Here is a 20,500-nt window from a genome sequence, read left to right as displayed (position 1 = left end):
GGTGCGGCGCGCTCACCCCTCAGGCCCCCGGATGCGGAACACGACCAGGTCGCCGACAAAGAGCTGGAAGGTTCCGTAAAAAGCCTTGTGCAGCACCAGTTCGGGCATGATGTTATGTACCGGGAAGACCCGCAGGCGCTCAAGGCGTGGGTCCTCCCCGGCCAGGGCGCGACGGTAGAAGCGCGCCCGTTCCGGGGTGGTCTTGACCAACCGCTCAGGACGCCCCGCAAGCGGACCGTTCAGCTCGTTGGCGAAGGCCGTGTCGTACCAGTTCTCCGACAGCACCAGGTACTCTGCCGTGGCCAGCCCTGGCTGTGCGCCGGCGGCCAGGGCCGGGCGGAACAGCGCATGACGGGCGGCCCCCGGCGGCGGATTGACATAGAACGAGATAAAAACCCGCTCCGGCCGCGCCTCGGCATACCAGCTGCGCAGGGCGATGCGCGGATCCCGATGGTAGTCGGCCACGATATCGAGGCCTAGAAGCGCGCTCCAGCCCAGGCAACCACCCAGAAGCCAGGGACGCCAGCGCCGCCCGGCGCGCCAGAGGCCACAGGCGGCGAGGAGCGCAGCGACTGGCAGCAGGGGCAGGAAGTGCCGGTAATAGGTGACCGGGGCCAGGAACGCCAGGTACAGGGCGAAGGCGACGATCGGAACGAGGAACACCCGCCAGGCCCGCGCCTGCGCTGTCGCCCCGCGCAGGCTGGCAAGCCCCGCAGGCAGGCACAGGCAGGCCGGCAGGCCGAGGCCCAACAGAAGCACGAGAAGACCATCCAGCGGGTTGCGCAACAGCTTGTGCCAGCCGATGGCGCCGTAACCGGTGCCGAAGCGCCCCTCAAGGGCCCCGGTCGTCCAGGCCGCGAACAGCGGCCAGTGTGCGAGACCGGCCGCCAGCGGGGGCACGAGCGCCCAGAAGACGCGCAGCCGGGGGTGCATACGGCGCCAGGGCGGCAGCAGGTACCAGGGCAGCAGCCAGAGAAAACCGGCGGGTCTTGGCAGCTCGCTGTTAGTCGCGAGCGCGAAGACAAGGCCAGCGCCAAGCACCGTAACCACCAGGCGCCGCGGGCTGAAGCCGCAGGTGACCGCGGCCAGGGCCCGCCCGCCGACCAGGCCGGCATAGCCCAGCGCCGCGAACAGCCAGTACTTGGTCGCCACCGCGGCGGCGAGGAAGAGCGGGCTCGCCAGCAGGGCCAGGCGCCCTCCCCGGGCAGCGGCCACGAGGAGGGCAAGGAACAGATAAATGAAGAACACGGAGGCAGCGTCGACGGTCCCGGAGAAGGACTCGGCCGTATGGAAGCCGGACACGGCAAGCAGCGCCCCCGCGACCAGTCCGACCGGGGGGGCGTCCGGTCGCAGCTGCCAGCCGATGAGCACCAGCACGGGGGCCGTGAGCGCACCGAGGAGGGCGGACCAGCCCCGCGCCACAAGCAGGTGCGGGGGGCTGTGGCAGAAGGCCTTCGCCCGGGCGGGATCTCCCGCAGTGCCCGCCGCGGGCACCACACCGGCCAGGGCCGCAAGGGCAAGCGTCTGGCGGCCCACGAAGGCCGGGTAATCGAAGCCGCCCAGGGCGGCCCGGCAGGCGCCGCCCTCGTCGAAATTCACCAGGTTGAAGGTGCCGGGGCCGTCCCAGCCCCAGCCCACGGTGAAGGCACCATGGAGCCGCGGCAGCAGCGCCAGCAGGAAGACGAGCAGAAGAAGCAGGCGATAGCGCGGAGCGACATCGGACATGGGCAGGCGCTGCGTCGATAGCGACCCCGCCAGTCTAGCAGAGGGCACCTCGCCGGGCCCGGACGCGTGCTAGACTGCTTTCCCGGCCGGCGCCAGCCAGGGCGCGGCGCGGCATACGCCAGGTAAAGGAGAGGGGTCATGGCGACGATCGACGAACTGCTCGCAGCCATCGAGGCGGCGCCGCGCGGCCCCGGTGTCTGCGCCCTCTTCGATTTCGACGGCACCATCATTTCGGGCTACTCGGCCACCGTCTTCCTGCGCGAACAGATCCGCAGCGGCCAGCTGAGCGGGCGGGAGGTGCTGGAGGTGTTCACCGCCATGGCTCAGTTTGGCCTCGGCAACCTCGGCTTCTCGGCCCTCATGGCCGCCACCGGGCAGCTCCTGCGCGGCATCGACGAGGCCTCCTACCGGGCCGTGGGCGAGGACCTCTACCGCAAGCAGATCGCCCGCCTGGTCTACCCGGAGGCGCGGCGCCTTATCGCCGCGCACCGGGCTCGGGGCCATACCGTGGCCATCGTTTCCTCGGCCACGCCCTACCAGGTCGAACCGGCGGCGGCAGATCTCGACATCGAGGAGGTCATGTGCACCCGCCTTGCGGTGGAAGACGGATACTTCACCGGTGCCGTAGAGCGACCGACCTGTTTTGGCCAGGGCAAGGTAGACGCCGCCGAAGGTCTCGCGGCGCGGGTGGGGGCTGATCTCGACCACAGTTTCTTTTATTCCGACAGCACTGACGACATCCAGCTTCTCGAGCGCGTCGGTAACCCGGTGGCGCTGAACCCCAGCGCAAAGCTTCGCGCGGTCGCCCACGACCGGGACTGGCCGAGCGCCAATTTCGGCAGCCGCGGGCGGCCGACCATGGCCCAGTTCCTGCGCTCCATCGCCGCCACCGTAAGCCTGGTGCCGAGCTTCGCGGCGGGCCTGCCGATCTACGCACTCACCGGCTCCCGGCGCGACGCCCTGAACTTCTCCCTGTCCCTGTTTGCCGATGCGGCCAGTGCTCTTATCAACCTCGACCTTGCCGTGCAGGGCGAGGAGCACCTCTGGGCCCGGCGGCCGGCGGTCTTTGTCTTCAATCATCAAAGCAAGGCCGACGTGGTGATCGTCGCCCGGCTCCTGCGCCAGGACATCGCCGGCGTCGGCAAGCAGGAGATCAAGCGCATGCCGGTCATCGGCAAGGTACTGGAGCTCGGCGGCGTGGTCATGATCGACCGTAAAAACGCAGCCAGCGCCATCGATGCCATGGCGCCGCTGGTGGACGCCATGCGGCAGGAAGGCAAGTCCGTGGTGCTCGCGCCCGAAGGCACGCGGACCATCTCGCCAAAGCTGGGGCCCTTCAAGAAGGGCGCCTTCCATCTCGCCATGCAGGCCGGCGTGCCCATCGTACCCATCGTGATCCACAACGCCGGGGACGTCGCGCCGAAGGGTGACTTCGTCTTCCGCCCGGCCACGGTCGATGTGGACGTGCTGCCGCCCGTGGAGACCAGCGCCTGGGAGCCCGAGACCATCGACGAACATGTGCGCGAGGTGCGTAACCTGTTCCTGCGCACCCTCGGCCAGCCGGAGGAGCCGGCGCCGGCCAGCCCCCGGCGGCGGCGGGCGCCGCGGAGGACCGCCCTGGACAGGGCCGAAGCCGCAGACGAGGCCGGGAAAACGCCACCGGCAGCGAAAAAGGCGCCGGCAAAGAAAACCACCAGAAAAAAGGCTGTGACAAAAAAGGCCGCGGGTGCAGCCGCGCCAGGACGAAAAGCCGCGGCAAAGGCGCCGGCCGGGAAAAAACCCGCCTTGAAGGCAGTGCGCCGGGCCGCAGCGAAGCGGCCCGCCGCCCGGCCCAAGCTGCAAAGTGGCGACAAACCCTGACAATAAGAGCCCGCCGCCGCGGGCAGCAACTGGGGACAGCAAACATGAATGACCTGAATATCGGCGTGATCGGGGGCGGCTCCTGGGGCACCACCGTGGCTTCTCTCGTCGCGCGCAACGCCCCCGTGACGCTCTGGGCACGCAACCCCGATACCGTGCGGGAGGTTAATGAGCGACACACGAACGAGACTTACCTCCCCGGGGCCACCCTGCCGGCCGGGCTCCGGGCCACCAACGACATCAGCGACGCCGTCTGTAACGCGGATGTCATCGTTATGGGTGTACCCTCGCAGAACTTCCGCAGCGTGCTGGAACAGGTCCGCGACCATATTCGCGCCTGGGTGCCCGTGATCAGCCTGACCAAGGGCCTGGAAAAGGACACAAACCTGCGCATGACGCAGATCATCAACGAAGTCCTGCCAGGGCACCCGGCGGGCGTACTCACCGGGCCCAACCTGGCCCGGGAGATCATGGCCGGCCAGGCGGCAGCCGGGGTCATCGCCATGGACGATCCAGTGATCAATCAGGCGTTGCAGAATGTGTTCAAGAGCGGCCTTTTCCGCGTCTACACCAACGAGGACGTGATCGGCTGCGAGCTTGGCGGCGTGCTCAAGAACATCATCGCCATTGCCGTGGGCATGGGTGACGGCCTCGGCGCCGGCGACAACACCCGGGCCGCACTGATTACGCGGGGCCTTGCGGAAGTGACCCGCCTGGGGGTCGCCATGGGCGGGCAGGCGCCGACCTTCGCCGGCCTTGCGGGCATGGGCGACATGATCGCCACCTGCACCAGCACGCAGAGCCGCAACCGACACGTGGGCATGGAACTGGCCAAGGGCCGATCCATGGAAGACATCGTGAACGAGATGTTCATGGTCGCCGAGGGCGCCAAAAGTGCCCCGGCGGTCATGGCGCTGGCCGAGAGCCACGGCGTCGAAATGCCCATCGCCAGCGACGTCTACCGCGTGCTCACCGGTGAGACCAATGCCCGCGGTGTCTACCGCGGCCTGCTGCGCGTATCCGCCGGGGCCGAAAGCGAGCCCGGCTGATCCACACAGACCTGTCAAGGAGCCCCCCATGAATCCCCGCACCGTCTTCTCCTGCCTCTCAGCGGCGTTCCTCGTCGCCTGTGCCAGCGCCGATCCGGACAAGGCCAATCCGGACAATGCCCAGCCACCGGCTGCCGCTGCGGTCCCGGCGCACCAACAGGAAAACGCCTGGTTCCGCACCGGTGTGGAGGCGGTCGCCGCGCGCGGGGCCGCCGGCGGCACGGCGAAGAACGTGGTGCTGTTCGTCGGTGACGGCATGGGCGTCTCCACGGTCACCGCCGCCCGCATCCTCGCCGGCCAGCAGGGCGGCGGCAGCGGCGAGGAGCATCTCCTGAGCTTCGAGCGCTTCCCCTTCACCGGACTCGCCAAGACCTATAATGTCGACGCGCAGACACCGGACTCCGCGGGCACCATGAGCGCCATGATGGCCGGCGTGAAGACCGACATGGGCGTGTTCGGCGTCGATGAGCGCGTGACCCGCGGCGACTGCGCGAGCACCCGGGGGGCGAAGGTGGTGACGGCCCTGGAGCTCGCTGAGCTCGCCGGCAAGGCCACGGGCGTCGTGTCAACGGCCCGGCTGACTCACGCTACCCCCGGTGCCACCTATGCGCACACAGCGGACCGGGACTGGGAGGACGACAGCGCCCTGCCCGCAGCGGCGGCAGCGGAAGGCTGCCGGGACATCGCCAGCCAGTTCGTGGCCTTCGCCGGGCAACTGGCCGGGCGCTATCCGCAGGCGCGCGTCGACGGCATCGAAGTGGCTCTCGGCGGTGGCCGCCGCCACTTCCTGCCGACCGAGGGCTCCGGGTACGGCACCGGCCGCCGCGGAGACGATGACCTCGTCGCCCGCTGGCTGGAACAGACACCCGGCGGCCACTACGTGGCGGACCGGGCCGCGCTGCTCGCGGCACCGGCGGAGGGGCCCCTCCTCGGCCTCTTCAGCGACTCCCACATGAGCTACGAAGCGGATCGGCAGGATTCCGAGCCGTCGCTCACGGATATGACAGTGGCAGCGCTGCAGCGCCTCGCCGACCACCCGGAGGGCTTCTTCCTCATGGTCGAAGCCGGGCGTATCGACCACGCCCATCACGCCGGCAACGCCGCGAACGCGCTCGGCGACACCATCGAACTTTCCCGCGCCGTGGCGGCCACCCTGGCGCGGGTCGACCCGGCAGAGACCCTGGTGATCGTCACCGCGGACCACAGCCACACGATGACCATGGGCGGCTACCCGCGGCGCGGCAACCCGATCCTCGGCAAGGTCGTCTTCCCCGGCCAGGAGGCACCGGCCCTCGCCGTGGACGGCCTGCCCTACACGACCCTCGGCTACCGCAACGGCCGCGGCTTCCGCGACTACGGCGACGAAACCGACGCAGACAAGACCTACGCGGCGGCGCCGCATGCGGGCCGGGTGGACCTCACCGAGGTCGACACCGAGGCCCCCGGTTTCCACCAGGAGGCGCTGGTGCCCACGGACTCGGAGACGCACGGCGGCGAGGATGTGGCCGTCTACGCGATCGGGCCCGGTGCGGCCGCCGTGTCCGGGGTGCAGGAGCAGAGCAACCTCTTCCACGTCATGAACGCGGCCGCGGGGCTCGCGGCCGCCGCGGACGCGGCCCTGGGCGGGGGCACGGAGGCCGGAACGGCAGACGCCGGGCACTCACCCTATCGCGGGCGGGCGCGCTGAGCGGCAGCGAGCGCAGGGAACGCCGGCCGTGCTCTGCTAGTCTAAGATCTCTAGCGGGATTTTCCGGAGCTACGTCATGAAAGCACTCCTCGGCGCCCTCCTTCTGGGTGCCTTCATCGCCGGCTGCGCCACCAGCCCCACCGGGCGCAGCCAGCTCATGCTGATCTCCCCGGAGGCGGCCATCGTCGAATCGCGCAAGGCCTACCTGACGACGGTCCAGCAGCTCGACAAGGAAGACAAGCTCTTCGACGATCCGCTCCTCGCGGACCGCGTCGCCACGATCACCGGGCGCCTGGTTACAGAAGCCATCGCCCGCTATCCGCGCAGCGCAGACTGGCAGTGGAGCGTCGCCATCATCGACGACCCGGAGACGGTGAACGCCTGGTGCATGGCCGGCGGCCGCATGGCCGTCTACACGGGCCTGTTCGATAAGCTCAAGCTGACGGACGACGAATTCGCCCAGATCATGGGGCACGAGATCTCCCACGCTCTGGCCAACCACACGGCGGAGCGCATGTCCCGGGCCATGGCCATCAACCTCGGGGTGATCGCCGCCGGGGTGTCCTCCGACCACCCGGGCGTGACCATGACCGGCGCGGCGCTGGCGGCGAAATTCGCCCTGGAGCTCCCCAACAGCCGCACCGCGGAGGCCGAGGCGGACCAGCTGGGCCTCGAGCTCGCGACCCGCGCCGGTTACGCGCCGGACGCCGCCGTCAGCCTGTGGCAGAAGATGGGCAGCCTCGGCGGCTCGCGGCCGCCGGAATTCATGAGCACGCACCCGGCGCCGGAGAACCGCCAGCGCGAGCTGGCCGAACTCGGTGCTGAAATGCAGGCCCTGAACCCCAACGGCCGCATGGCGGCCGTGCACCCGGTGGAAATCGTCCGCTAGGGCTTTTGCGCGAGGGCGCCGGGCGCGGTGGCGTAGCTGAGCTCCGGCAGCTCCGCCGGCAGCGTTTCGCCCAGGAAGCGCTCGGCGGCGGCCCTGGTCGCCGGCAGCACCGCCAGGCTGCGCTCGAAGAACGCCCGCGCTACCAGTTTCGTCAGCGCCTGCTGGTGGAGCACGTTCATGGCCGGCGGCAGCGGGTCCACCGTGCACAGCTCAACGCGGGCGGACAGATCAATGCCCTGCGCTGCGGTCCCCAGCAGCTCGCCCCAGTCCGCTTCCTCGCCCTCGTCGATGTTGCGCTTGACGGCCCAGCAGCCGAGCGCGTCGGGGTTGTCCATCCAGCGCAGCCACGCGGTACCCCCGGCAAAGCCCGTGTGCGAACCCTGCGCGAGAGTCACCAGCTCGCCCCCCGGGACCTTGGCGGGGATGGGCCGCGCGTTCGCCTCCCAGGGCACGAGGACATCGTCCCGCCCGGCAAGCATCAGAAAGGCCGTCTCGTCGCCCGCGAAGAAACGCGGCGTGAAGAAACTGCTGGGCCCGGCGATGGACAGCACCGCGTCGATGCGCGGGTCGCCAAGCGTGGGGTGAAAGCCCGCCAGCGTGGCGGTCAGCCCGCCGAGAGACACGCCCAGGGCCCCGATGCGTTCGTCATCGATGGTCGCGGCGAGAACGTCGCCGGCGTCGTCGCTGCGGGCGACGAGGTGGTCGATGAGAAAGCTGACATCCCCGGGCTGGTTGACCACATCCGCGACCCGCGGCCCGCCGGGGGCGCCCCAGTGCGTCAGCGGATGGTTTACCGCAGCGACGACGAAGCCGTGGCTGGCCAGGTGCTCGGCGAGGTAGGCGCCGTTGCGGTGATTGGAGGTGAAGCCATGGCTGTAGATCAGCAGCGGGTAGGGCCCGCCTTCCGTGGGATACCACAGGTGCCCTTCCAGCTGCCGCGCCGGCGCGCCCGGGAAATCGCCGTTGGCGTCCGTGGGCCGTGAGCGGTCTGTCAGCTCCAGGGGCAGGCGGGCAACCGGCAGGGGCCCACCGGCCAGGCGCCGGGCGCTGTCGCTGGCCGCCGGCAGCGGGGCCGGGTTGCTCGTGGCGAGCAGCCCCGCGACGGCGAGTGCTGGCAGGAGCAGGATAGCGAGCAGCCGTTTTTTCACCGGATTCTTCTCCTCGTTGCACCCGGGCTTCGGGCCAGGGGACTCTGACGCCGGGCCTCTGACCCGGGGTCGCTAAAAAGCCGGAATCCCGGTCTGCGCCCGGCCCAGGATAAGCGCATGAATATCATGCGTACCCTCGTAGGTGTTGACCACCTCGAGATTCACCAGGTGGCGCATGACCGGGTACTCGTCGGAAATGCCATTGGCACCGAGCATATCCCGCGCGTCCCGGGCGACGGCCAGGGCCTTGCCGCAGGAATTGCGCTTGAGCAGGGAGATGAGCTCCGGGGCGATGCCCTCCCCGTCCAGCAGCTGACCGGCGCGCAGACAGCCCTGCAGGCCCAGGGCGATCTCCGCCTGCATGTCGGCGAGCTTGCGCTGGATAAGTTGCGTGCCCGCCAGGGGCCGGCCGAACTGTTCCCGGGCCAGGGTATAGTCCCGGGCCGTGTGCCAGCAGGCCTCGGCGGCGCCGAGGGCGCCCCAGGCGATGCCGTAGCGGGCATTGTTGAGGCAGCCGAAGGGCCCCTTGATGCCGTGCACACCGGGCAGCAGCTGTTCCTCGGGAACGAAGACTTCGTCCATGACAATCTCACCAGTCACGGAGGCGCGCAAGGCGAGCTTGCCGTCGATCTTCGGGGCTGAGAGGCCCGGCATGTCGCGATCGAGAATAAAGCCGCGGATAACACCATCATCGGTCTTCGCCCAGACCACGAACACATCGGCGATGGGGCTGTTGCTGATCCACAGCTTGGTGCCGCTCAGCCGGTAGCCCCCGTCCACGCTATGGGCCCGCGACCGCATACCGCCCGGATCCGAGCCGTGGTCGGGCTCCGTGAGGCCGAAACAGCCGATCAGCTCCCCCGCCGCCAGCCCCGGCAGGTAGCGCTCGCGCTGCGCCTCGCTGCCGTAGGCGTAAATCGGGTACATGACCAGGGACGACTGCACGCTGAGCATGGAGCGGTAGCCGGAATCGACGCGCTCGACTTCGCGGGCGATAAGGCCGTAGGACACGTAATCGACGCCCGGACAGCCGTAGCCCGAGAGCGTGGCGCCAAGGAGACCGCGTTCACCCAGCTCGCGGAAGATCGTCGGGTCCGTCTCCTCGCGGCGGAAGGCATCGCGTACCCGTGGCCGCAGGCTGTCCTCGGCGTAACGGGCAGCGGCGTCGCGCACCATGCGCTGCTCGTCGGTGAGTTGTCGTTCCAGGTGAAAGGGGTCGCGCCAGTCGAAGGCTTGCCAGGAGGAGGCCATGGGCTGTCCGGTGCCGGGATTCAGGTTTTTCATTATAGAGGAACCCCGGTGGGCACTGCGCGCCCGGCGCGGGCGCGCTATGATCGGCACACGCTTTTGCGGGGCCCTGGCCATGACACAGACGGATACCCTGGCGGCCTTCAGCGACGGCCTCGCCGACACCCTGCCCACGGTGGGCGAAAGCGCCTTTCCCGCCACCCTGGTCGCCCTGCTCCGGCGCCTGGTGCCCATCGACGACGCCACGGTGCTTCTCTACCCGGCCCAGGGGTTGCCGCTCATCGAGTACAGCGAGGTACCTGAGACCACCGGTGCGTCCACCCTGGACCGCTTCATCCAGGGCATGTTCCTTCTGGATCCCTACTACACCGCCGGGCAGGAAGGCCGTCTCGGCCTGTTCCGGCTATCGGAACTCGCGCCCGAAGGATTCCGGGAGAGCGAGTACTACCGCACCTGGTACCGCTACTGCGGCTACCGGGATGAATGCGGCTACCTCATCGCCCTCGCCGACGGCGGTTTCGCCAACATCGCCCTCGGCCGCACCGATGCCCGCGGCCGCTTCAGCAAGGCCCACCGCGACCGCCTGGCCGCGGTCTACGGCACCGTCGCCGCCCTCGCCCGCTCGCACTGGGCCGGCAACGCGAGCCGCGCCGCCGGCGAGGAGCTGCGCGAGCGCCTCAACCTCGCCCTGGCCGAGTTCGGCTCGAGCCTGCTCACGGAGCGCGAGTCGCAGGTGATCAACCGCGTCCTCCACGGCCACAGTACGAAGACCATTGCGGACCGGCTGGGGATCTCGGTGGAAACGGTCAAGCTGCACCGCAAGCACGCCTATGCCAAGCTGGAAATCAATTCCCAGGCCGAGCTCTTCTACCTGTTCCTGGACTCGCTGATCAGCGCAGGCGACTACGCCGGCGGCGACACGCTGGTGGATTACCTGCGCAAGCCCTGAATCGGGCTGGCCTTTTCCTGGAACCGTCGGGTGCCAGCATTACCGGCCGCGCGCCGGGGGGGAGGCTCCCCGGGACACGCCGGTTCGCCATCCATGGCGGCTCGGGCTCGGCGTCCTGCCTCGCACGGTCCCGGGGAGCCTCCCCCCCGCCCCACGGCCTGCGCCGTGCCGGGACTGGACGCGGACCATCCTACCTACACCATCGTGTTACTGGCTCCGCGGGAACGCTGTGCGACACTTGTGCGCTGACTCAAGCAAAGCGTCCAGCGAGGAACCGCCATGAACAAGCCCGTCGACACGGCGACGCTGAAGGCCCTGGACCGGGCCCACCACCTGCATCCGTTCACGGACCTGTCGGGCTATGCCCGCGACGGGGGCCGGATCATCAGCCGGGCGGAGCACATCTACATCTACGATTCCGACGGCAACCGCATGCTCGACGGCATGTCCGGGCTGTGGTGCTGCAACCTCGGCTACAGCCAGCCGGCGATCGTCGAGGCGGTCACGCGCCAGCTGGGCGAACTGCCCTATTACAACAACTTCTTCCGCTGTTCGAACCAGCCGGCGGTGGAACTCGCCGCGGCGCTGGTGAAAGTCACGTCGGAGCGCTTCAACCACGTGTTCTTCACCAACTCGGGGTCCGAGGCCAACGACACCAACATCCGCCTCGTGCACCGCTACTTCGACCTCCTCGGCAAGCCGCAGAAGAAGCAGATCATCAGCAGGCGCAACGCCTACCACGGCAGCACCATCGCCGCGGCATCCCTCGGCGGCATGAAGGCCATGCACGAGCAGGCCATCGGCCTGTCCTACGTGCACCATATCAACCAGCCGCACTGTTTCGAGCTCGGGGGTGAGCACAGCCCGGAGGACTTCGGCGTGGCGGTGGCCCGGGAGCTCGAGGAGAAAATCGACGAACTGGGCGAGGACAAGGTCGCCGCCTTCATCGCCGAGCCGGTGCAGGGCGCCGGCGGGGTCATCGTGCCGCCGGAGAGCTACTGGCCCGAGATTCAGCGCATCTGCGACGAGCGCGACATCCTGTTCATCGCCGACGAGGTGATCTGCGGCTTCGGCCGCACGGGCCGCTGGTTCGGCAGCGAGACCTACGGCATCCGGCCGGACCTCATGACCTTCGCCAAGGCGGTGACCAACGGCTACATGCCCCTGGGCGGCGTCATGGTCAGCGACAAGCTGGCGGACGTGCTACTGGCCAGCGGCGGCGAGTTCGCCCACGGGCTCACCTACTCCGGGCACCCGGCGTCCTGCGCCGCGGGCCTGGCGACGCTCGCCATCATCGAGGAAACGGGCGTCATCGAGCGCGCCGCGACGGCGCTCGCGCCGCGGCTGCAGTCGCAGCTGGCCGCCCTCGCCGACCACCCGATCGTCGGCCAGGTGCGCGGGCTGGGCATGTTCGCCGCGGTGGAACTCGTGCGCGACAAGGCCACCCGGGAGCGGCTGGCGCCGGAGTCGGAGGCGGCGGTGTACTGCCGCGACTGGGCCAACGCGCACGGCCTCATGGTGCGCCAGACCGGCGACGCCATGATCATGGCCCCGCCGCTGGTCAGCCATCCGGAAGAGATCGACGAGCTGATCGCCCTCCTCACTCGGGCCCTGGACGCAACGGCGGCGCACTACGGAGTCCGCGGCAGCTAGGGGCCTGACCGGGACGGGCCCGGCTCAGGTGAACAGGGCGCTGTTGTCGATAAACACGAGGTAGCGTGCCACCCGGCCCCCGTCGAGGTACAAAACGTTGGCGAAGGGCACGGTGAGGGCGCTGCCGTCGCGGCGCTCGTAGCGGACCTCACCGTGGCAGGTCACCCGGCCTTCACTTTCCCAGAGGGCGTCGATGCGGTGGGCCACACCGCCCAGAGCCTCGAAGAAGGCCCTTACGTAGGCTTCGATGGCGGCGCGCCCCTGCACCGGGGCCGCATTGCCGAATTGGAACTCGGCATCGTCCGCAAGGAATGCGGCAAAGGCCTGAGCGTCGCGCGCATCGATGGCGGCGAAGAGACGATCGGTATCGAGGCTGGCGGTCACGAGCGGCGCTACTCCTTTCGCTGGCCGCAGAACCCTATAGCAGCGCGTCCGGGGCAGCAAGGGGAACCCTGAACCGGCAGCCGGGGTCCAACGTACTCGTTCTTTACTTCTCCCGGAGAGTGATCGGGCATGAAACTACTGCGCAACACCACCGCAGCGCTGGCTATGGCCCTGGCCGCCGCTGTCATCGCCGACCCGGCGCCAAAAGCGACTGCAGACCCCGCCGGGCCCCTGGCCCTCGTTGGCGAGGCGCAGCTCGACGTCATGTTCTGGTCCATCTACCGCTCCCGCCTGTATTGCCCCGACGGGGTCTACGAGCCCGGCGTGCGCCCGCTGCGCCTGGAGATTGAGTATCTCCGGGCTATCCGCAGCGAAGACCTGGTGAAGCGCACCGCCGAAGAGTGGGAGCAGCTTGGCATCGAGGACCCGGCGCAGGAGCGCTGGCTGGCGACGCTGAGAGAGCTCTGGCCCGATGTCGAGAAAAACGATGTGCTCGCGGTGGAACTGGAAAGTGACGGCCGCGCCACCTTCCTGCACAACGATTCCCGTCTCGGCACGGTGCCCGATCCGGCCTTTGGCCAGGCTTTTGTGGACATCTGGCTATCCCCCGAGACCAGCCGTCCGGAGCTGCGCCTCGCGCTGACAGGCGATCGCGGAAGCTGATTCAGCCTGTCACTGCGCGCTGCGCGTCGCTGGCCCCGCCGAAGTATTCCTCAAGACGCGCCTCCGCCTCGCTGCCGAAGAAGATCTCGCAGGCCTCGCGCAGCCCCGGCGCGTTGCGGATAACGTCCTGGCGCACGACCAGCTCGATTTTGGAGCGCCGGCGCAGGAAGTCCTCCAGCGTGACGATCATTTCCCGCCGCGCCGCCAGTTCGATCTCGCAGCGGGTGTACTCGGCGTTCTCGATCAGCAGCTTCGCACTGCTCGCGTCCTCGCGAATGCGCTCGAGCAGCATGAACGCCGCATTGCCGTAGCGGCGCCAGAAGCGCTCGGAGAGGGGCTCCGGGGAGCTCGGGTCCGTGAGGTCGTCGAGGTCCATGAGCCTGGCTTCGCGCAGGAAGCGCTCGCGGGCATCGATCCCCGGCTCACCGTACCAGGGCGCCTCGGGCTCCGGGGCGGCGATGCCGAGGGCCGCGATATGCGCCGCCACCTCGTCGCCGACATTCAGGCAGTCGGTGAGCTTGCCGCCGAAGATACTGAGCTCCCGGCGGGCCTCGTCGACCTCGATCACGTGCTTGCGGGACAGCTGCACCCAGTCCACGTCGCCGGCCTCGCCGGCGACAGCGAGGGGGCGTACCCCGACGCGCTCGGCGATCACGTCATCGACCGTGAGCGGCCGTTCCAGGTCCAGCAGCGCATTGACGTTGGCGAGAACAAACTCGCGATCCTCGGGCGTCACACCCACCAGCGGGTCCGATACCTGGGTATCGGTCGTGCCGATGCAGGTCACGGGCCCCATGGGAATCAGGAAAAACAGGCGGCCATCGCTGGCAAAAAAGGTGAGCACGCGCTTGTTGTCGGTAATCCGGTCGACGATGAGGTGGATGCCCTTCGACATGGCGTGGTGGTATTGCGTTGTCGTGCCCAGCTGCCTGTTGAGTGGGTCCGCCCAGGGGCCACAGGCGTTGATCAGCGCCCGGGCGCGCACGGTGAAGCTCTCGCCGCTGCGCACGTCGCGGGCCGAGACCATCCAGCATCCGTCGTGGAAGCTGGCATCGTCGACGCTGACGTAGTTCGCCGCGAGGCAGCCGCAGTCCAGGGCCTGACGCACGAAGCCGAAGACGAAGCGCGCGTCATTGTCATACAGGTAGGCGTCCGAGTACTCGAGGCCGCCGGCGGCGTTGCTGGTGTTGACCACGGGCTCCACCGCCTCGATGGCCCGGGGCGACAGGTAGCGCGGCGGCCGCGTCCTGCAGCGGCCCATGAACCAGTAGAGCACGCTGCCAAGGAAGACGAAAAAGGGCCAGAAGCGGAAGCCCTTCTGGATCGTGGTAAAGAAGCGGATCTCCTTCACCGTCGACGGGTAGGCGCGCATGAGCTTGTTGCGCGACCGGCAGAGCTTGTTCACGAGCAGATACTCGTGGCTCTCCAGGTACTTGATACCGCCCCAGGCGAGGTTGCTGGAGTTGGAGCTCACGCCGCTGGCGAAGTCGTCGCGATCCAGGAGCCCCGTAGCGATGCCGCGCCCGGCAAGCGACGCCGCCGCCACGGCCCCGTTGATGCCACCGCCGACGATGAGGACGTCAAGCTCCCGCTCCTTGAGGCGGGCGATGTTGCTGCTGCGCAGCGTTGCAGACATGGCGGCTCCGCGTGCTCGTGTTTTGCAGGGCGTCTTGTCCGGGGTGGACACACGCACCTCCCACCACCACTATAGACGCTTGTTTCCCGTGAACAACCGAGTGATGCCCGCCGAGCCCAACGCCTTCGACAGCCCCCCAGACAGCCCCGGAACCGCCAGCGACAGCAGCGAGACCTTCCGCGGACTGACCTATCCCTACGGGCGGCAGGTGGATCCGGCCCCGGGCGAGCCCTGGAAGATCGCCGACGGCGTGTACTGGGCGCGCTTCCGCATGCCCATGAGCCTGGATCACATCAACCTCTGGCTCCTCGAGGACGACGACGGCTGGACCGTGGTCGATACCTGCCTGGACATCCCCGACGCGCGCGAGACCTGGGAAACGCTGTTCAAGGGCTTCATGGGCGGCAAGCCCGTACGCCGGGTGATCTGCACGCACATGCACCCGGACCATGTCGGCCTCGCCGGCTGGCTCACGGAACGCTTCGGCTGCGCCCTGTGGATGTCGCGGGAGGAGTACCTCATGTGCCGCTCCCTGGTCGCCGATACGGGCCGGCCGGCGCCGGCCGTGGCGCTGGATTTCTACCGCGCCGCCGGCTACAGCGACGACGACATCGGCGAGTACAAGAAGCGCTTCGGTTTCTTCGGCAAGGCTGTCTCACCACTGCCGGACAGCTTCCGGCGGCTTGTGGACCGGCAGACCCTGACCATCGGTGGCCGCTACTGGCTGGTGGTCGTGGGCAGCGGCCATTCGCCGGAGCATGCCTGCCTCTATTGCCCTGAGCTGCGCCTGTTCATCGCCGGTGACCAGGTGCTGCCGCGCATCTCCCCGAACGTCTCCGTATTCCCTACGGAGCCCGAGGGCGACCCGCTGCGCGAGTGGCTGCGCTCGCTGGCGCGGATCCGCGAAATGCTCCCGGACGACCTGCTGGTGCTGCCCGCGCACGAGGCACCCTTCTACGGCCTGCACGTGCGCCTGACGCAATTGCTGGAGAGTCACAACCGGGACCTCGATGCGCTTTTCGACCACCTCGACGAGCCGCGCCGGGTCGTCGACTGCTTCCCGCCCCTGTTCAAACGCGAGATCCGTGGCGGCTCCCTGGGGCTGGCCACCGGCGAGGCCCTCGCGCACCTGAACTGCCTGCTCTACCGCCGCCGCATCGTGCGCGAGCGCGACGACGACGGCGTTCACTGGTACCGCCAGCTGCCCTACACCAGCGAGGATTGAGCCGTGCTCCAGGCACTCAAGGTGGCTGCCCTGCGCCGCTACTACCGCTTCGAGACCTGGCGGGCCTGGCGCGGCAGCAACGTGCACGCGGAGCCCGGCGCCGTCGCCCTGCCCACGAGCGAAGGCACCGTACACGGGCACCTTTATCGGGGCGGGGAACACGCCGGGGAGCGGCCAGTGATCTGCTGGTTCCACGGCGGCGGCTGGGTCATCGGTGACCTGCAGACCCACCACCCGTTCTGCAGCGCCCTGGCCACGGCAACGGGCTGCCACGTGGTCTCCATCGACTATCGGCTGGCCCCGGAGCACCCCTACCCGGCAGCGCTGGACGACTGCAGCGCTGCCGTGCGCTGGCTGCGCCGGCACCTCGCGGACCTCGGCCCGAGCAACGGACGCCTGATAATCGCTGGCGACAGCGCTGGCGGCAACCTGGCCGCGGGCTGCGCCCTGGACCGGGCGACCGGCGGCGCCGGCGAGGGCCTCGCCCCGGTAGCCGGCGTCCTGCTCATCTACCCGGTGACCGACCACTACACAGCGGGGTACGAGTCCTACACCGCGCGGGCCGACTCGCAGCGGCTCACCGCCAGCCTCATGCGCTGGTTCTGGGACACTTACCTCGCGGGCGCGGACCCGGCTTCAGCCCTCCCTGCGCAGCCGCTCAGGGCCGACAACCTCAGCGAGCTGCCACCCACGCTGGTGATCACCTGCGACCGCGACCCGCTGCGGGACGAGGGCGTGGCCCTGGCCGAGCGCGCGACCGCCGCCGGTGTGCGGATCACCCACCATCACTACGACGGCGCCGAGCACGGCTTCGCCTGCGGCATGGGCATGACGCCGGAGGTGGAACAGGTCCTGCAGCAGATTTCCTCCTGGCGCCATTCCCTCGCGGGCTGAGCGGCCTCAGGCCGCGATCTTGCCGAGGATGGCGCGGGTGCTGCCGGGGTCGAGGAGCCGCGGCGCGAAGTAGCCCGCGGCCTCGTTCACCGCGAGGTCGACGAGGTAGTCGAAATCCTCCGCCTTCACTTCTTCCGTGGTCTCCGGAATGCCCACCGCCGCGCTGAGCTCGCGCACCGCGGCGATAAAGGCATCCGCCTGCTGCGCGCGCGGCTCGCCGGCGTCCGCGGCGCCCACGAGCACCGCCAGCTCGGCCAGCTTTTCCTCGGCCTCCTTGCGGCAGAACTCGAGCACGTGCGGCAGCACCAGGGCGTTGGCGAGCCCATGGGGGATGCCGTACTTGCCGCCGATCTGGTGGGCGATGGCATGCACGTTGCCGACGTTCACCTGGTTGATGGCAATCCCCGCGTAGTAGGCCGCCATGGCCATGGCGTCGCGGGCCTCCCGGTCGGCCCCGTCGTTGTAGGCCGTGCGCAGGTGGTCGAAGATCATCCTGATCGCCCGGCGCGAGTACTCGGTGCGCGTGCCCCGGTCCCAGGTCGAGATGTACGCCTCGATGGCGTGGGTCAGCGCATCCATGCCCGTCGCGGCGGTGATCGCCGGCGGCATGCCCAGCATGAGGTCGGAGTCCAGGGCTACAGCGGCCGGATGCAGCGCCTTGCCGGAGAGCACACCCTTCTCCCTCGTCTCGCTGTTGGAGATCACCGCGCCCATGGTGGCCTCGGAACCGGTACCGGCCGTCGTCGGGATCACGTAGATGGGCATCACGTCGTGCTTCACCTTGCCGAAGCCCACCCAGTCGCGCGGGTCTTCGTCACTGCAGCCACCGGCGGCGATGACCTTGGCGGCATCGATGGAGGAGCCACCGCCCACGGCCAGCACGGCCTCGGCGCGATGCGCCTTGAGAGCGGCGATGCCCTCATCGACCTGGGTGAAGGTCGGGTTCGGCTGCACGCCGTCGTACCAGGCGATATCCGCGCCGCCGGCGACCAGGGCCTCCACGGCCTTGTCGGCAATGCCCAGGTCGCGCAGCGGCTTGTCCGTGACCACCAGCAGGCGGCGCTGACCGCCGCGGAGGATATGCTCGCCGAGCTGACGGCTGCTCCCCGGGCCCGCGAAGGCCAGGTAGGAAACAGACGGGGCAAAGGCCACGAGGACCTTGACCAGGGCGAAGTAGAGGCTGTGCTTGATTTTTCTTATGAGCATGGACGGCAATCTCCAGTGCGTGCCTGCGGGGGTGTCGCGGGCCCGGTGTTTACAATGCCCACAACAGCTGCAAGGGTAGCAAGCCCGTTGAGAGCGTTAAACTGCACAGCGAGCACCTGAGCGAGAGCAGCCCATGCACGACACCCTACCCACTCACCGCCACTACATCGCCATCGCTGAGGACGACGCGCGCAGCCTGGTCCTCGAGCAGGATGCCTGTCCCGCTCCCGGGGCCGGCGAGGTTCTCATCCGGGTCGCCCGGGCGGGCATCAACCGCGCCGATCTCCTGCAGCGCCGGGGTCTCTACCCGCCACCGGCGGACGCCTCGCCGATCCTCGGCCTCGAGGTCGCCGGTACCGTCCTCGCCTGCGGCGAGGGCGTCAGCGGCTGGGCGCCCGGAGACCCGGTCTGTGCCCTGACTCACGGGGGCGGCTATGCGGACGTCGCCGTGGCCCCCGCCGGCCAGTGCCTGCCGGTGCCGGCAGGCTACAGCCTCGCCGAAGCGGCAGCCCTGCCGGAGGCACTGCTCACACTCTGGCACAACCTGTACCAGCGCTGCAGGCTGCAGGCTGGGGAGAAGGTACTCATTCACGGTGGGGCGTCCGGTGTCGGCACCCTGGCGGTTGCCGTTGCCGCCGCCCTGGGCGCTACGGTCTACAGCACCGCGGGCACGGCGGAGAAATGCCGCCGCCTCGAGGCCCTCGGCGCCACCCGGGCCTTCAATTACCGGGAGGAGGACTTCGAGGCGGCCCTGGAGGCCGCTGGCGAGAAAGCCGCCATGAACGTGATCCTCGATATGGTCGGCGGCGACTACGTACAAAAAAACCTGAACGTCGCGGCGCCGGAGGGGCGCCTCGTTTCCATCGCCTTTATCCGGGGACCGAAAACGGAGCTGAACCTCGCCCCGCTCCTGCTCAAGCGTCTCACGCTCACCGGCTCCACGCTCCGCGCCCAGTCTTTCGCCCAGAAGGCGCGCATGGTGGAGGAACTGCGCGAGGCGGTCTATCCGAAGCTCAACAGCGGCGCCGTGCGCCCGGTGATCGACAGCGAGTATCCCCTGGCCGAGGCCGAGGCGGCCCAGGAACGCATGCAGTCCGGCGAGCACATGGGCAAGATTCTCCTCGCTGCTCCGTAACGCTATAGTGGCCGGCGGGCGGTCTGGGAAGGGCAAACAGCAGGTATGAGGATACGGGTATCGAGCCGGGGCACCCTCGCGCTGCTGGCAGCCGCGGCGCTGCTCGCCGCCTGCGGCGGCGGCGGTGGTGGTGGTGGGGAGGCGCCGACACCAGACCCTGCGCCGGTGAACCAGGCACCCACTGCCGTGGCCGGTCCGGACCAGGACGCCACTGCCGGCGATCTCATCAGCCTCGACGGCAGTGGCAGCAGCGACCCGGACGGCAGTATCAGCCGCTGGGCCTGGACCGTCAGCGAAGGCCCGGAGCTGGAACTCGACGGCGCCGACAGCCCCCAGGCCAGCTTCACCGCTCCGCTCTCGTCGAACAGCTACGAGGTGGTCCTTACGCTGACGGTCACCGACGACGACGGGGCCGACGCCAGCGACAGCATCACCGTGAACGTCCAGCCCCGGGAGGCCGCCCGCCCGGTGAGCCTCGGCGGTCGCCTGATGCCCTCTGTTAACCAGGTCCTGGACTCCGACACCAATGACCCGGCAAATCGTTACCGCGCCAACGACAGCCGCGCCGAGGCACAGTCGGTGGGCAATCCCGTCACCATTGGCGGCTACGTGAACCTCCCGGGCACCGGCGCCGACGGACGCTCCGAAGTCAGCGGGGATCCGGAGGACTTCTTCGCCGTAGCTCTCTTTGAGGGCCAGTCGATCACGCTCCTGGTCGCCGATTACCAGGAGGCGGACGCTGATCTCTACTTCTATGACGACAGCGGCGCTATCGTCGACTTCTCCATCGAGTTCGGCGAGCTGGAGCAGGTGGCAGTCCCCGCGGACGGTCGCTACACGGTGAACGTCTCGGCCTTCGATGGCGCCACCAACTACACGCTCGCTATCGGCAGCGCCGCGACGGTAGCGGCGGCGCCGCGACCGGCCCTGGTACCGGGCGAGGTGATCGTGCGCTACCGGGAAGACGACGACAGCGCGAAACTGCAGGGCAGTGCGCTCACCGCCGGCGACCGGGTGGCGGAGCTGGGTCGCCGCATGGGCCTTGCCCGCATGGCCGGCGGTCGGGGCCGGGAGCGTCTCGTGGCCCTGGAGCGGGCTACCGCCGGCTCTCCCTGGGCCAGAGCCCGTCAGGGCCGCGCGGTGGCCAAG

17 protein-coding genes are annotated in these 20,500 nt (G+C 69.1%); 11 read left to right on the top strand and 6 right to left on the bottom strand.

Annotation, left to right across the window (positions count from 1 at the left end):
• Positions 1-12: 12 nt before the first annotated feature.
• The gene (locus tag HRUBRA_RS03730) at positions 13-1,725 is read right to left on the bottom strand and encodes a hypothetical protein (protein ID WP_035514655.1); all 1,713 of its coding nucleotides are present in this window, start codon (positions 1,723-1,725) and stop codon (positions 13-15) included.
• A gap of 138 nt (positions 1,726-1,863) precedes the next feature.
• Between HRUBRA_RS03730 and HRUBRA_RS03725 the strand changes: the two genes are divergently transcribed.
• The 4 genes from HRUBRA_RS03725 to HRUBRA_RS03710 all read left to right on the top strand — a co-directional run bounded on the left by HRUBRA_RS03725 (position 1,864) and on the right by HRUBRA_RS03710 (position 7,210).
• Positions 1,864-3,585, top strand: a complete 1,722-nt coding sequence (locus HRUBRA_RS03725; protein WP_035514654.1) for an HAD-IB family hydrolase — start codon at positions 1,864-1,866, stop codon at positions 3,583-3,585.
• Between the two features lie 44 nt (positions 3,586-3,629).
• The gene (locus HRUBRA_RS03720) at positions 3,630-4,634 is read left to right on the top strand and encodes an NAD(P)H-dependent glycerol-3-phosphate dehydrogenase (RefSeq protein WP_035514653.1); all 1,005 of its coding nucleotides are present in this window, start codon (positions 3,630-3,632) and stop codon (positions 4,632-4,634) included.
• A 28-nt stretch (positions 4,635-4,662) separates the two neighbouring features.
• Complete coding sequence (locus HRUBRA_RS03715) at positions 4,663-6,321, top strand: alkaline phosphatase (RefSeq protein WP_084592431.1); 1,659 nt, start codon at positions 4,663-4,665, stop codon at positions 6,319-6,321.
• 76 nt (positions 6,322-6,397) lie between these two features.
• On the top strand, positions 6,398-7,210 hold the full coding sequence (locus HRUBRA_RS03710) for a M48 family metallopeptidase (protein ID WP_035514652.1): 813 nt from the start codon (positions 6,398-6,400) through the stop codon (positions 7,208-7,210).
• Here HRUBRA_RS03710 and HRUBRA_RS03705 read toward each other — a convergent pair.
• Both HRUBRA_RS03705 and HRUBRA_RS03700 read right to left on the bottom strand, forming a co-directional pair.
• A complete protein-coding gene (locus HRUBRA_RS03705) occupies positions 7,207-8,358 on the bottom strand; it encodes an alpha/beta hydrolase family protein (RefSeq protein ID WP_052094347.1) in 1,152 nt (383 codons plus the stop codon). The two genes, HRUBRA_RS03710 and HRUBRA_RS03705, sit on opposite strands and share 4 nt — an antisense overlap.
• Before the next feature lie 72 nt (positions 8,359-8,430).
• Entirely contained in the window at positions 8,431-9,642 is a 1,212-nt protein-coding gene (locus HRUBRA_RS03700) for an acyl-CoA dehydrogenase (RefSeq protein WP_407681008.1), read from the bottom strand.
• Between the two features lie 79 nt (positions 9,643-9,721).
• On the opposite strand from HRUBRA_RS03700, the gene HRUBRA_RS03695 reads away from it, so the two are divergent.
• Together HRUBRA_RS03695 and HRUBRA_RS03690 are read left to right on the top strand one after the other, a co-directional pair.
• Positions 9,722-10,555: a response regulator transcription factor gene (locus tag HRUBRA_RS03695; RefSeq protein ID WP_035514753.1), complete on the top strand. Its 834-nt coding sequence runs from the start codon at positions 9,722-9,724 to the stop codon at positions 10,553-10,555.
• 279 nt (positions 10,556-10,834) lie between these two features.
• Positions 10,835-12,208: an aspartate aminotransferase family protein gene (locus tag HRUBRA_RS03690; protein ID WP_035514650.1), complete on the top strand. Its 1,374-nt coding sequence runs from the start codon at positions 10,835-10,837 to the stop codon at positions 12,206-12,208.
• A 24-nt stretch (positions 12,209-12,232) separates the two neighbouring features.
• On the opposite strand, the gene HRUBRA_RS03685 is transcribed toward HRUBRA_RS03690, so the two are convergent.
• Positions 12,233-12,592 carry a nuclear transport factor 2 family protein gene (locus tag HRUBRA_RS03685; protein WP_035514649.1) on the bottom strand — a complete coding sequence of 120 codons (360 nt, stop codon included), beginning with the start codon at positions 12,590-12,592 and terminating at the stop codon, positions 12,233-12,235.
• A gap of 129 nt (positions 12,593-12,721) precedes the next feature.
• Here HRUBRA_RS03685 and HRUBRA_RS03680 point away from each other — a divergent pair, with 129 nt between their 5' ends.
• Positions 12,722-13,255 (top strand): chalcone isomerase family protein, encoded by a 534-nt coding sequence (locus HRUBRA_RS03680; protein ID WP_052094346.1) that lies wholly within the window; start codon positions 12,722-12,724, stop codon positions 13,253-13,255.
• Position 13,256: 1 nt separating this feature from the next.
• Here HRUBRA_RS03680 and HRUBRA_RS03675 read toward each other — a convergent pair whose 3' ends face one another.
• Entirely contained in the window at positions 13,257-14,891 is a 1,635-nt protein-coding gene (locus HRUBRA_RS03675) for a glycerol-3-phosphate dehydrogenase/oxidase (protein WP_052094345.1), read from the bottom strand.
• Between the two features lie 88 nt (positions 14,892-14,979).
• Here HRUBRA_RS03675 and HRUBRA_RS03670 point away from each other — a divergent pair, with 88 nt between their 5' ends.
• Positions 14,980-16,116: an MBL fold metallo-hydrolase gene (locus HRUBRA_RS03670; protein ID WP_236629775.1), complete on the top strand. Its 1,137-nt coding sequence runs from the start codon at positions 14,980-14,982 to the stop codon at positions 16,114-16,116.
• Positions 16,117-16,119: 3 nt separating this feature from the next.
• Complete coding sequence (locus tag HRUBRA_RS03665) at positions 16,120-17,010, top strand: alpha/beta hydrolase (RefSeq protein ID WP_035514648.1); 891 nt, start codon at positions 16,120-16,122, stop codon at positions 17,008-17,010.
• 6 nt (positions 17,011-17,016) lie between these two features.
• Here the strand turns inward: HRUBRA_RS03665 and HRUBRA_RS03660 are convergent, their stop codons facing one another.
• Positions 17,017-18,216, bottom strand: coding sequence for an iron-containing alcohol dehydrogenase (locus HRUBRA_RS03660; protein ID WP_035514647.1), 1,200 nt, complete (start codon positions 18,214-18,216; stop codon positions 17,017-17,019).
• A gap of 133 nt (positions 18,217-18,349) precedes the next feature.
• On the opposite strand from HRUBRA_RS03660, the gene HRUBRA_RS03655 reads away from it, so the two are divergent.
• The gene (locus HRUBRA_RS03655; protein ID WP_035514646.1) at positions 18,350-19,351 is read left to right on the top strand and encodes an NAD(P)H-quinone oxidoreductase; all 1,002 of its coding nucleotides are present in this window, start codon (positions 18,350-18,352) and stop codon (positions 19,349-19,351) included.
• Between the two features lie 45 nt (positions 19,352-19,396).
• Positions 19,397-20,500, top strand: a 1,104-nt coding sequence (locus HRUBRA_RS03650; protein ID WP_236629774.1) for a PKD domain-containing protein, incomplete at its 3' end; no start/stop codon positions are given.

The sequence above is a fragment of the Pseudohaliea rubra DSM 19751 genome (genome assembly GCF_000764025.1).
GTDB classification, from domain to species: Bacteria; Pseudomonadota; Gammaproteobacteria; order Pseudomonadales; family Halieaceae; genus Pseudohaliea; species Pseudohaliea rubra.
The sequence above is the reverse complement of the archived record's forward strand: the minus strand, read 5'-3'. Positions and strand labels throughout refer to the sequence as shown.

What these genes read in the sequence shown, in the direction of transcription:
- HRUBRA_RS03680 (WP_052094346.1), top strand. Translation starts at nt 12,722, where the DNA reads ATGAAACTACTGCGCAACACCACCGCAGCGCTGGCTATGGCCCTGGCC.
- HRUBRA_RS03675 (WP_052094345.1), bottom strand. Translation starts at nt 14,891, where the DNA reads ATGTCTGCAACGCTGCGCAGCAGCAACATCGCCCGCCTCAAGGAGCGG.
- HRUBRA_RS03655 (WP_035514646.1), top strand. Translation starts at nt 18,350, where the DNA reads ATGCACGACACCCTACCCACTCACCGCCACTACATCGCCATCGCTGAG.
- HRUBRA_RS03690 (WP_035514650.1), top strand. Translation starts at nt 10,835, where the DNA reads ATGAACAAGCCCGTCGACACGGCGACGCTGAAGGCCCTGGACCGGGCC.
- HRUBRA_RS03730 (WP_035514655.1), bottom strand. Translation starts at nt 1,725, where the DNA reads ATGTCCGATGTCGCTCCGCGCTATCGCCTGCTTCTTCTGCTCGTCTTC.
- HRUBRA_RS03695 (WP_035514753.1), top strand. Translation starts at nt 9,722, where the DNA reads ATGACACAGACGGATACCCTGGCGGCCTTCAGCGACGGCCTCGCCGAC.
- HRUBRA_RS03720 (WP_035514653.1), top strand. Translation starts at nt 3,630, where the DNA reads ATGAATGACCTGAATATCGGCGTGATCGGGGGCGGCTCCTGGGGCACC.
- HRUBRA_RS03725 (WP_035514654.1), top strand. Translation starts at nt 1,864, where the DNA reads ATGGCGACGATCGACGAACTGCTCGCAGCCATCGAGGCGGCGCCGCGC.
- HRUBRA_RS03700 (WP_407681008.1), bottom strand. Translation starts at nt 9,642, where the DNA reads ATGAAAAACCTGAATCCCGGCACCGGACAGCCCATGGCCTCCTCCTGG.
- HRUBRA_RS03710 (WP_035514652.1), top strand. Translation starts at nt 6,398, where the DNA reads ATGAAAGCACTCCTCGGCGCCCTCCTTCTGGGTGCCTTCATCGCCGGC.
- HRUBRA_RS03660 (WP_035514647.1), bottom strand. Translation starts at nt 18,216, where the DNA reads ATGCTCATAAGAAAAATCAAGCACAGCCTCTACTTCGCCCTGGTCAAG.
- HRUBRA_RS03715 (WP_084592431.1), top strand. Translation starts at nt 4,663, where the DNA reads ATGAATCCCCGCACCGTCTTCTCCTGCCTCTCAGCGGCGTTCCTCGTC.